At 56.5% G+C, this 11,957-nt stretch carries 10 protein-coding genes; 7 read left to right on the top strand and 3 right to left on the bottom strand.

Annotated features, from left to right (window positions below):
• Window positions 1-17: 17 nt before the first annotated feature.
• From RISK_RS01990 to ppk2, 7 genes are all read left to right on the top strand, one after another.
• On the top strand, window positions 18-1,742 hold the full coding sequence (locus RISK_RS01990; protein ID WP_047812564.1) for a potassium/proton antiporter: 1,725 nt from the start codon (window positions 18-20) through the stop codon (window positions 1,740-1,742).
• 683 nt (window positions 1,743-2,425) lie between these two features.
• Window positions 2,426-4,732, top strand: a complete 2,307-nt coding sequence (locus RISK_RS01980) for a SulP family inorganic anion transporter (RefSeq protein ID WP_047812709.1) — start codon at window positions 2,426-2,428, stop codon at window positions 4,730-4,732.
• A gap of 96 nt (window positions 4,733-4,828) precedes the next feature.
• Window positions 4,829-5,455: a DUF3124 domain-containing protein gene (locus RISK_RS01975; RefSeq protein WP_047812708.1), complete on the top strand. Its 627-nt coding sequence runs from the start codon at window positions 4,829-4,831 to the stop codon at window positions 5,453-5,455.
• Window positions 5,456-5,689: 234 nt separating this feature from the next.
• Entirely contained in the window at window positions 5,690-6,709 is a 1,020-nt protein-coding gene (locus RISK_RS01970; protein WP_047812563.1) for a nucleoside hydrolase, read from the top strand.
• A gap of 509 nt (window positions 6,710-7,218) precedes the next feature.
• Window positions 7,219-8,379 carry a Na/Pi symporter gene (locus RISK_RS01965; protein ID WP_047812707.1) on the top strand — a complete coding sequence of 387 codons (1,161 nt, stop codon included), beginning with the start codon at window positions 7,219-7,221 and terminating at the stop codon, window positions 8,377-8,379.
• A gap of 10 nt (window positions 8,380-8,389) precedes the next feature.
• Window positions 8,390-8,611 carry a hypothetical protein gene (locus RISK_RS01960; protein WP_047812562.1) on the top strand — a complete coding sequence of 74 codons (222 nt, stop codon included), beginning with the start codon at window positions 8,390-8,392 and terminating at the stop codon, window positions 8,609-8,611.
• Window positions 8,612-8,618: 7 nt separating this feature from the next.
• A complete protein-coding gene (ppk2, locus tag RISK_RS01955) occupies window positions 8,619-9,530 on the top strand; it encodes a polyphosphate kinase 2 (RefSeq protein WP_047812561.1) in 912 nt (303 codons plus the stop codon).
• Between the two features lie 156 nt (window positions 9,531-9,686).
• On the opposite strand, the gene RISK_RS32880 is transcribed toward ppk2, so the two are convergent.
• The 3 genes from RISK_RS32880 to RISK_RS01945 all read right to left on the bottom strand — a co-directional run bounded on the left by RISK_RS32880 (window position 9,687) and on the right by RISK_RS01945 (window position 11,793).
• Window positions 9,687-9,926: a hypothetical protein gene (locus tag RISK_RS32880; RefSeq protein WP_236695952.1), complete on the bottom strand. Its 240-nt coding sequence runs from the start codon at window positions 9,924-9,926 to the stop codon at window positions 9,687-9,689.
• Entirely contained in the window at window positions 9,917-10,279 is a 363-nt protein-coding gene (locus tag RISK_RS32875) for a hypothetical protein (protein ID WP_236695951.1), read from the bottom strand. The genes RISK_RS32880 and RISK_RS32875 overlap by 10 nt, the downstream gene beginning before the upstream one ends.
• Before the next feature lie 494 nt (window positions 10,280-10,773).
• On the bottom strand, window positions 10,774-11,793 hold the full coding sequence (locus tag RISK_RS01945; protein ID WP_047812559.1) for a DUF1559 family PulG-like putative transporter: 1,020 nt from the start codon (window positions 11,791-11,793) through the stop codon (window positions 10,774-10,776).
• Between the last annotated feature and the right edge of the window lie 164 nt (window positions 11,794-11,957).

Here is an 11,957-nt window from a genome sequence, read left to right as displayed (position 1 = left end):
CTCTTTCTGATCCAATCATGTTCAGCATTGAAACTCTCATCCTGCTCGCCGGGAGTTTGCTGTTACTAGGAATCGCGTCGAACAAATTTTCGGCGAGAATGGGTGTCCCCGTGCTGGTGGTTTTCTTAGCCATCGGAATGCTGGCGGGATCCGAAGGCATCGGGGGAATCGAATTTGAGAACTACACGCTGGCCCATGGTTTTGCCACCGCCGCGCTGTGCTTGATTCTGTTCAATGGCGGGATCGGAACGCCCTACGCGGCCTTTCAATCAGCCTGGAAGCCCGCCTCTTTGTTGGCCACGGTGGGGGTGGTGGTAACGGCCGGGATCACCGGATTGGCTGCATCTTGGATCCTGGGCCTGAGTTGGACGCAGGGGTTGCTGCTCGGCAGCATTGTGGGCTCGACCGACGCTTCGGTCGTGTTTTCGGTGCTTCGCGGAGGTGGCGTTCATATCCGCCCCAGGTTGGCGAACACCTTGGAAGTCGAAAGCGGCTCCAACGACCCCATGGCGATCTTCTTGACCGTCGGTTTGATTGAGGTCCTGACCGGACAGACGCCGCTTGGGTTTGGCCTGGTCACGTTGTTCCTGAATCAAGCCGTCGTCGGCACCGGCATGGGTCTCGCGGTGGGCTGGGTCGGTGCCTGGTTGCTGCAGAACATCCGATTGGAAGCGGCGGGTTTGTATCCCGTGATGGCCACTGCATTGGGCCTGTTCTCATTCGGCATGGCCTCCGAACTGGGTGGCAGCGGGTTCTTGGCCGTTTACCTCACCGGCGTTGTGATTGGCAATCGAAGGCCTGTTTTCCTTCGAGGCATCGTCTTGTTCCACGACGCATTGGCGTGGATGTGCCAGATCCTGATGTTCACGGCTCTTGGCATTTTGTCCTTTCCCAGTCGCCTGTGGAACGTCACCGTCCCGGCGATTTTGATCGCCTCGGTGTTGATTTTTGTGGCCCGGCCCATCGCCGTGTTTTTGTGCGGGATGCCATTTCGATTCTCGACTCGCGAGTTGACGTTTCTGTCTTGGGTCGGACTCAAAGGCGCGGTGCCCATCACTCTGGCCACGTTCCCAATGATGGCGGGACTTCCTGCCGCCTCGATCATCTTCGACACCGTTTTCTTCGTCGTTTTGGTTTCGGCACTTGTGCAGGGCTGGACCCTCCCCGCGGTCGCGCGCGTTTTGAAATTGGAAGTGCCCAAGCATCAAAAGACGCCGGTGACGCTTGAGATCAGCTCGCTTCAAAACGTGGACGGGGACATTGTCGACTACTTCATCGAACAGGATTCACGGGCATCGGGTTGCTTGATCAAAGACTTGGCGCTGCCCGATGGAGTGGTCATTGCGTTGATTGTTCGCGACGAGCAAACGGTGCTGCCACAAGGTCGATCGCAGTTGAAACCGGGGGATCACGTGGTTGTCGTGCTACGGCCAAGCATTCGTGCGATGGTCGACCGTGTTTTTGCCCCCACGCGTGCCCACACCACCGACCTCCCGCCGGAACTCGAATTTCCGCTGCGAGGCTCGATCAAAGTTCGTGAATTGGAGCAGTTTTACGAGCTAAAACTGGCCGACGACGGGGACCTCACCATGGATGAGTTGGTCCGACTGCATCTTAAAAAAGACAAAATGAAGATTGGCGCCGCGGTCCAAATTGACAAAATTGTGCTTCATTTACGAGAATTATCGTCCGATGGAAAGGTTCAGTACGTAGGAATGTCGATCCTTCCAGAACCGGAGTGAACGACCGATTCGTCCTTGTCGGCATCCGCCTTGCCACTAGAATAAAACCACCTCTTGAGAGAGCCTCCAAGCTCCTCTCTCATTCAATCTCAACCAATCCAAACTGCAGTTTGAATATTTCTCCACGTCACTTCGATCTGGGTCGCGGCAGCCGCATGATGTCATTCATCATGCTGTTTTTGCTTGCATTCCCGACGCTGGGGATCTCCACCACCGTTTCCCGCTCGCTGCTGGGGAACGGTCGACAAACCGAAACGGAAGAAATCGAAGAACGCGTCCCGTGCTCTCCGCACCGACGTGTCCAACAACTTCGGTCGCCTCAGGGCGGATTTGTCCTCCCTCGAGAGCTCCTGTCGGGCCGGAACCTGGTTCCGCAAACGCGCCCCCTTCTTTCAGCAATTGACGGTCATCGAATCGCCAACGGACTGCTCGCACCGATGCGGTGCTAGGCCACCGGTACGTCCAACCGTTTCGTCTTTGAACTCTTGCGAAGCACCCTCCACCGGAACGATTGTTCCCAGGACGGTTCACTTGGCATGCCTGATCACAAACTGTTTGTCCGTGGATGCGTTCCGCACTGACTGAAGTGATCCAACGCTGCGCAGGTGCAGCGCTCGAGTTCGACAGTTTTGATCCCGCTCTTTCACTTGCATCACGACGTTTCGTTTTGCGAAGGATTCTCCATGTCGACATCCGAAGTTCCCAAACCGACCAGTCTGTATTCCCCCAGTTCCATTGCCCAAGACCTCGTCGCGGGTTTGGTGGTCTTTCTGGTCGCCCTCCCACTCTGCCTGGGAATCGCCCTGGCCTCCGGTGCAGACCTCTTTTCCGGATTGCTGTCAGGCATTGTCGGGGGCCTGGTGGTCGCCGTCATCAGTGGATCGCACACCAGCGTCAGTGGTCCCGCGGCGGGATTGACCGCCATCGTTGCTGCGCAAATCACCTTGCTGGGATCCTTCGAAGCCTTTCTGTTGGCCGTGCTGATTGCCGGCCTCATCCAGATCGGTTTTGGGATCGCTCGAGGCGGTGCCCTCTCGGCGTTTTTCCCCTCCAGCGTCATCAAAGGACTGTTGGTCGCAATTGGTGTGATTCTGATCTTGAAGCAGATCCCTCACATCTTCGGCCACGACACCGACCCAGAAGGGGACATGTCGTTCATCCAACCTGACCAGGAAAACACGTTCTCTGAGCTGCTGACCATCTTCGCTGGTGAGATTCACGTCGGGGCAATGGTGATCGGGCTTTTGTCGATTGCCATTCTGTTGATCTGGGAACGTATCCCTGCCCTCAAGAAGTCCCTGGTTCCCGCCCCGTTGATCGTGGTTGCCGTGGGAGTCCTGATCAACTTGGGATTCACCAACATCGGCCCAGACTGGTTGGTCAGCGGATCACACTTGGTACAGATCCCGATCGCACAAAGCTTTTCTGAGTTCGTCGGTTTCCTCCGGATGCCCGACTTCAGCCGAACGTTTGACCCGGCAATTTACATCGCCGCTGTCACGATTGCGGTGGTCGCGTCCCTGGAGACATTGCTGAACTTGGAAGCGGTCGACAAGCTCGACAAAGCGAAACGCAACTCACCACCAAGCCGCGAATTGATCGCACAGGGGTGCGGCAACATGGTCTGCGGTTTGATAGGTGGGCTTCCCGTCACCTCGGTCGTCGTTCGTGGTTCGGTCAACGTCGGTGCTGGTTCCAAAACGAAAATGTCGGCGATCTTCCACGGAGCGCTGATCTTGATCAGCGTTGCTTTCTTGCCGACTTTGATGAACAAAATCCCGCTGTCCGCATTGGCGGCGATCCTGTTGGTGACGGGTTTCAAATTGGCCAGCCCCACCATTTTCAAGCAGATGTGGAAGGAAGGTCGTTATCAATTCATACCGTTCATCGTCACCGTCGTTGCGATTGTCATGACGGACTTGTTGGTCGGAATTCTGATCGGCTTGGGAATCAGCATTTTGTTCATTCTCAACAGCAACCTGCGTCGACCAATTCGGCGCATTGTGGAAACGCAAGTCGATGGCGATGTCACTCACATTGAGCTCTCCAACCAAGTCAGCTTTCTCAACCGCGCCGCCTTGGACCGAGTCCTCAACGAAACGAGTCCCGGCAGCAAACTTGTGATCGACGCCTCTCGCTCCGATTACATCGATCCCGATGTGTTGAGCCTGATTCGAGACTTCAAAGACAACGTGGCCCCGCCCCGAGACATTTCGGTCAACCTGGCTGGCTTCCGGCAGAAGTATCAACTCAGCGACGTCAAAGAATTCGCCGAATTCACATCGCGTGAACTGCAAGAAAAAGTCACCTCCGACCAAGTCATCAAGATTCTTCGAAACGGAAACCGTCGCTTTGCCGACGGCACGCGATTGAACCGCGACTTAGGACGACAGGTCAATGCGACCGCGGCGGGACAAAGCCCACTGGCGGCCGTCCTGAGCTGCATCGATTCGCGGGTGCCAACGGAGTTGGTCTTCGACCTCGGTGTGGGGGACATTTTCAGTGTGCGAGTGGCCGGGAATATCGTTGGCACCAAATCACTGGGCAGCCTCGAATACGCCGTCGGCGTTGCCGGAGTGAAGCTGGTCGCTGTCCTGGGACACACGCGTTGTGGAGCAGTGACTTCTTCCGTCGAACTGATCGCCGCCAACCAAGGCGCCGAAGCAGCGACGGGTTGCCAGCATTTGCAGTCAATCGTCGATGAGATCGCACCCTGCGTCCCCAGTGACTCCGCCGAAGCGGTCGAAAATCTATCCGCGGAAGCGATGGAGCAATACGTCGACAAGGTTGCCGAAGCCAACGTCATTCACACCGTCGAGGAAATTCTGAAAAGAAGCCGCATCATTCGCGAAGCAGTGCAAGACGGACGTGTGAAGGTGATCGGTGCGTTGTATGATGTGAAGACCGGCCACACCAAGTTCCTCGGGGACGGCGGTTCAGAACTTGCATCCGAGTCAGCGTCGGGTCCTCCGGCAGAAGTGGCTGGGTAACGTTTCTCGCGAAGGTCGTCACGCGACCTGCTCGTGAGAAGAATCTGGGCGTGAACTCCACGTTCACGCCCATTCATCCCACCCATGCGCCAACTCATGCCGACTCCCTTCAGTGAAGAACGCGCCGAACAGATCTCGCGGCACCTCAAGCTGCTCACGTTTCTGTTCGTGATTGTTCCGATTGTGTTGCTGGTGATTTTCATCGAGTTTCGCTTTCGCTCGATCGAAGAGAACCTGCCTCTTCAATCCCCCAGCGTTCGCGACGAAGCCAGACGCGAACTGGACACGATGCCGTGGCACCCTGTCACGGGCCAGCGGCTCTATGTTCCCGCGTACTCGCACGTTTATCACCAAAAGGGTGATCCGTATCTGCTGACGGTCACGCTGAACGTTCGCAACACCGACGTTGACAATGAGATCGTGATCACATCCGTCCGGTACTACGACACCAGCGGAAAAGAGATTCGATCGTTGCTGCAGAAACCATTGCAGCTCGCCCCACTCGCAGCCACCGAATTTGTCATCCAACGCGATGACAAAACGGGAGGCAGCGGCGCCAGCTTCCTGGTTGAATGGCAGGCGGGGACCGAGGTCAACCAACCGATTGTGGAGACCGTGATGGTCGATACGAGCAACACACAAGGCATCTCATTCACCGCCTCGGCCGTCGCAATCAGCGGGAACTTGCCGGCCACTCAAGGGGCGACAGAATCGGAGGAATGACATCCTTTGCTAGACGAAAAGATGGAAGCTGCCTGCCGTCTCGATCGTCTGGGCTTCTTCACTGAGTGGTTGCTTCGCCTAAGATGATGTCTCCCTTCCCACCACTCAACGAAACCAGTGATTCGGACAAGCACCGCCTCCGTGCTCACGTTTAATTCCACCGCGTTTCGTCCCACCTCCCCATCCACCACCCGAACTGGTTGCTCGTGATGGGCCCAAACGTCGAGATCATCCATGAAGCTTCGCTTGCACAGATTGCTGTCCTTCTGCCTCGTCATGCTGGCGATTTCCGCCTCCCTTTCCCCCGTCTCCGCAACAGAGCCATCGGCGAATCAGCCCCCCGTCAAGCTAATCCTGGACACAGACATGTCGGGCGACTGCGACGACGCAGGAGCACTCGCACTGTTGCATGCCTTGGCTGATCGCGGCGAGTGCGAACTCCTGGCTGTGGTCACCAATCGTCGCGATCTGACAAACGCTTCCGCCGCTGCCGTCGACGCGATCAACACGTACTACGGCCGAGGTGATATCCCGATCGGCACCGACAAAACGGGGCCGACGGCATTTCAACGTACCAGCCCCTACACAACGGCGCTGCGAGACGACTTCGACCACGACATGCTCCCTGATTCGGAGGCTGCTGACGCGCTCGACGTGTATCGACAGGCCCTGAGAACGGCAGCGGATCGCAGCATCACAATTTGCAGTGTTGGAGCGTTTTCCAATCTCGCTGTATTGATTCGCGAGGAACCCGAACTGATTCGCACCAAAGTCAAAAGCTTGGTCGTGATGGGAGGTCATTTCCCGCAATCCAACCGGCGCGAAGCCAACATTGCCACTCATGTCGAAGCAGCCCGACTGGTGGCGGAGCATTGGCCGGGCGAAATCATCTGGCACGGTTTCGAAGTGGGCAAACAGCTGGTGACCGGTGCCAGACTCAAATCCACTCCCCAAACCAACCCTGTTCGCCGCGCGTATGAACTGCGTCCGATGCCTGGCAACAAGATGTCAATCGACGCCGGCAAACCGAGCTACGATCAAGCGGCCGCACTCTTTGCCGTTCGTGGTGCGGAACCCAAGGTCTGGCAAATCATCCCAAATGGGCGAGTTGAGATTGACGATCGCGGCATCACCTCTTGGACACAAGAATCACCGGGCGCTCAATCAGCAACTCACTCCTACGTCAAAATCGCAACCTCGCCCAAGCAACTGGCTCGCACCATCGAAGACCTGATGGTGGTCGCACCGAAGTGACCAACCGAGTTTCGCCAAACTCCAACTGCCGCGATCTGATTCTCCGGTCTTTGGCTCCCACCAACGCTCCGATTGCGGAGAACCGCGGGGGCATTTCGCGGACGTGAGCCCCGTGCGAAGGGCCACACGCCGCTGGCAAACGTCAAAAACTCTCGCTCCGACAACGCCTGGGTTTGCTGCATCGCCGGCGCATTTCACAGCGCAAAATCACGAACTTGCCCATGAATTTTCCGTGAACTTCCGCCTGAAGTTTGGTGACGGAAGAGCGTGCAGGCTCATGATTGGCCGGCAAAACAGGCTCATACGCAATCGTTCACGAATTGTGTCGATACGGACACACTTGCCAGGGACGCTTGATCGATTTGAATGGGCCTCTCATAACCTACTCAGCCCTCAACCAACCGCATTCGACAGAGCGGATCCCGAATCAAAAAGGGGCTTTCTTTTCCCTCGAGCGATCGCTCCGCACACCACACGGTTCCCCCATGAGTCTATCCAACGAGAGCGTGTTGGAACACGCTCTGGAAGAAGCGGTGTCAGAGGAAATGCCCACGACGGGCAGCCACTCACCTATCCTTCAATGGATCTCCGTCGCAGTCCTGGTCTATTTTTTGATCTGCGCGGTGGGATTGATCGGCACCGGTTTCAAGACCGCGACTGGAGATGAAGCGGAAGAGATGTTCGGGTTTGCGACCAACCCCTTTGCTGGCCTGGTCGTTGGAACGGTCGCCACCGCGTTGATCCAATCCTCTTCCACAGTGACCTCCATCATCGTGGGTTTGGTTGCGGGCGGGTTACCGGTCTCCGTTGCGGTGCCGATGGTCATGGGGGCCAACATAGGCACCTCCATCACCAACACGATCGTGTCGCTCGGCCACGTTCGCCAGAAAAAGGAGTTTGCCCGGGCCTTCGCTGCGGCGACCGTGCACGACTTCTTCAACCTGCTCTCCGTGGTGATTTTCTTGCCGCTGGAGATGATGTTTGGTCTGCTCGAGAAAATTGGCAGCCTGCTGGCAGGGTTCTTTGTGGTCGAAGATGCGTCGATGAAGGGAATGAACTTTGTCAAAGCCTCCACCGCTCCGGTCGTGAACAGTGCCAAACACTTGGTTGAAAATCTTTCCGACGGACTGGGAGGATTGACCCTCATCTTCGCGGGCATCGTGCTGATTTTTCTAACCATTCACTACGTCGGCAAACTGCTCAAGCAATTGATGGTTGGTCGAGCCAAGGACATCATGCACGCTGCCATTGGCAAAGGCCCACTTTCAGGGATCGCATCGGGAACCCTGGTCACCGTTTTGGTTCAATCTTCTTCGACGACCACCTCGTTGATGGTACCGCTGGCTGGCTCGGGTGCGTTTGGATTGAAACAGATCTACCCGTTCACGCTGGGTGCCAACATCGGCACCTGCATCACTGCCCTGCTTGCCGCCACCGCGGTCGATGGCAACCAAGCGGCCGCGTTGCAAATCGCGTTCATTCACTTGACGTACAACGTCCTCGGAGTCGTGGTGATCTATGGCATCCCGTTCCTGCGATTCCTGCCGGTCCGTGCGGCTGAATGGTTGGGGGCAACCGCGTCCGAAAACAAGTTGATCGCGCTGGCGTACATCGTTGGAGTGTTCTTCCTCATTCCCGGACTTTGCCTGGGCATCTCCAGCATTCTTTGAAAGGAACCCTGTGACTGAATTCAAACACTACTCGACACAAACCGTTCGCAACCTGATTGAGGACACCGAATCGACACTGGATCAACTCAAAGCAGAAATGCAGCGTCGTGAAGAGGCCGAACAAGAAATCGAAATCGAGGGCCTCGAAAAACACATGAAGAGTGCCGAGTTCTCCCTGCGATCGATTCGCGAATTCTTGGCGTTCTTGGTTGAAGAATATCGCAAGGAATAACAGCTCAGTGACCGAACAAAATCTCCCCACGGATTACGACCGAATTCGCGACGACATCCTGGATTCGATTGACGAAGAAATCGAAGCCGAGATCGGCGATGCGTTGATGGAACGCGCCACCGAACCGCGGCCTGATGGCAACGAGCAAATCGGGCGTCACGAGTACTTTCGCAACTTGCTTCAATTGCAACTGGAACTGGTCAAACTGCAGGAATGGGTGGTCGCCAACCAAGTCAAAATTGCGGTGCTGTTCGAAGGCCGTGACGCGGCCGGAAAAGGCGGGGCGATCAAACGCATCACCCAGCGTTTGAATCCACGAGTGTGCCGCGTCGTTGCCTTGCCAGCTCCCAACGAACGTGAAAAGACGCAGTGGTACTTTCAGCGTTACACACCGCACCTTCCCGCCGGCGGTGAAATCGTGCTGTTCGATCGCAGTTGGTACAACCGTGCGGGAGTCGAACGCGTGATGGGTTTTTGCACGGACCAAGAGTACGAGCAATTCTTCCAAACCGTCCCCGAATTCGAACGAATGATCGTCGCTTCCGGAACGATCCTGCTGAAATATTGGTTCTCGATCACCGACGATGAGCAAGAATTCCGTTTCCAATGCCGGATCAATGATCCTTTGAAGCAATGGAAGCTCAGTCCGATGGACCTGGAATCTCGTCGTCGATGGGAACAGTACACCAAGGCCAAGGAAGTGATGCTGGAACGATCCCATATCTCCGAAGCGCCATGGTGGGTCGTCGAAGGCAACGACAAAAAGCGAGCCAGGTTGAACTGCATCCATCACCTGCTGTCCCAGATTCCCTACGGCGAAGTGGCCCAAGACTCGGTGGAACTACCGGATCGATTGCACAGCGACGAATACAAACGCAACGAGATCCCTCAAGAAGTCATCGTGCCGATGGTTTATTGATCTGGCATGGCTGCTGGAGAGTTGAACCATCCGCGACCGTCAGAATGGCCTCTTCGATCACGTTGCATCAAACGAAGCCAGCTCGAACCGACTTCTGGTGAAATCGATTCGAGCAGATCGGAGATGAACTCCACCCCGTGTCAGTTGCAGTGACGCTTAGCGTTCTGGTCGATCAGCACGTTCTGGGCGGTCAGCACGCTCGGGTCGGTCTGGGCGTGCAGGACGCTCGGCACCATCGGAATGATCGCCTCGATGATGCTCACGCCCTTCGGGCGATTGCTCGGGACCACGACGCATGGCTTGCAATTGCTCTTCGCTCAAAATCCCCTTGAGCTCCGCGTCCACCTTGGCTTGCAATTTGGCGATCGCTTCGCGTTGTTCGTCATTCAGGCCCATGTGATCTTGTACGAACGACGGCAACACTTTGCCGATTTCAGGAGGTCCGCCCGGTCCACGATGACCTTGCGTATCGCCGTCGCGCGGTGGTCCTCCGGCACCTTGTCCCGGTCCGTGTCCATGCTCTCCCTCGCCGCGGGGTCCACGATCGCCTCCTCCACGCGGGCCGCGATCGCCCTCACCACGAGGTCCGCGATCGCCATCAGCATCCATGGGGCCTCGTCGAGGACCGTCTTCCCGGCCACGACCTTCACCACGCGGTCCACGTTCTCCTTCACCACGCGGTCCACGGTCACCTTCGCCCCGAGGGCCACGGTCACCTTCACCGCGGGGGCCACGATCACCATCGCCACGTTGACGACGACTCATCATCGACTCCAGTTCCTCACGAGTCACAACGCCGTCTTCGTCTTTGTCCGCTCGTGTGAACAGAGGTTTCAACTGCGAATCACCGACTTCTTCAATGGTCAGTTTGCCGTCTTCGTCTTTGTCCAATCGCATCACGCGATCAATTGGAGAGCGTCTCGATCGCTCAGCACCGGGACGTCCCGCATCACGGCCCTCCCGCTCACCAGGAGGCTGGGCGACCGCGGTACACATGCCAGCACACGTCAAAACAACAAACGAAAATTGGGTCAATGCCTTCATCGCAGAGGCCTCCAGTGGTGTGGGGTTAAGTCGCAGGACTGCGATCAAACTCTCGATCACATGCTGCTAAAGAGTCAGTTGCGACTCCTCTCAACAACCGCCAAACAAAACTTTGATTTTGAGACGAAACGCCGCGACTGGCTGGTTTGGCTGCCCGTCATTCCCCGGAAGATTTGAGCTCGAGCGTTCCAAAGCAATCTCAATACTCGCCCTGGATGACCTCGCGGCCGGCTCGAGTTCCCAATGCGTGCCAGATCGAGAGCTCCACCGACTCGGTGACGGAAGTGACACTCCCGTCAACCTTGGCGACATTCACCAATCCGACGTGATGACTGCGAGACGTGATCATGGCGTAGGTCGGACTTCCGCTTTGACCGTCCTTGCCCTCTTGCCACGAACTGAAATCCATCTGTTCGTACACTTGCCCGCCGGTCTCAAATTTCACGTCGCTGTTGGGCGGCAACGTCACCGTGAATCCAGTGTGATGACAGCGACCGTCAGGCCATTCGGTGTGACCAGTGTCCTTGAACTGGGCCCCGCTGGCGACGATCCATTCCGCTTGCTCTTGGTTGATCGGAATCGCCGTGTCCGAGGGACCACCGTTGCGTTGATAGGGCGTCCAAGCTTTCACTTCGCCGGTGAGCAACGTGTGACTGCTACCATCCAAGCAATCTCGAAAACTGTAAAACTGGTTGGGAGCGAACATCCCGTCACCAGCTTTCTGAGTCGTGGGGTCGAATACAAACCATCGGCCAAAATTGAATCCGTAGGTGGTTGGATACAGGGTCGGCCGGCCATCGCTGAACGTGCGTTCTTGATCCGTTCCCGGATCACTCGGACAGGCGTAGGTTGGAATCTTCAGACCGTCGATGGAAACTTGGTTGTCCCAAGCCAACGAGAGATCGATGTTCTCATAAACATTGCCCTGTTCCAGAAACGGCAAAATCCGCCCATGGACTCCCCAAGATCCATTGTTGCCGGTCGAAGTCACGCTCAAATCGACCAAAGCCGATGGAGGAAACCGCTTGTAGGCACTCTGGTAGTTGTGGACGGACAGCGCGATCTGCTTCAGATTGTTGCTGCACTGCATCCGACGAGCCGCTTCCCGAGCGGATTGCACGGCTGGTAGCAGCAACCCAACCAACACCCCGATGATCGCAATGACCACCAACAATTCCACCAATGTAAAAGCGGAGCGAGCTGCGGAACGATTTATCATCGAGCGATTCCTTCGTGGAGAGAGCCTCATCCCAGAGGCCCCCGAATGGCGAATATGTGCGGGTCAAGCAGGTTCAGAACTGAGTTTGCAAATGCACTCGCTGTGCCAATCACAAAAAGAGCTAAAAGCTTCCCCATGATGATCCGAGTGCCTCGTTTCAGCCA

Source organism: Rhodopirellula islandica (assembly GCF_001027925.1).
In the GTDB taxonomy this organism is placed as follows: Bacteria; Planctomycetota; Planctomycetia; order Pirellulales; family Pirellulaceae; genus Rhodopirellula; species Rhodopirellula islandica.
Note: the sequence above shows the minus strand (reverse complement) of the source record. Positions and strands in the feature narration are given on the sequence as shown.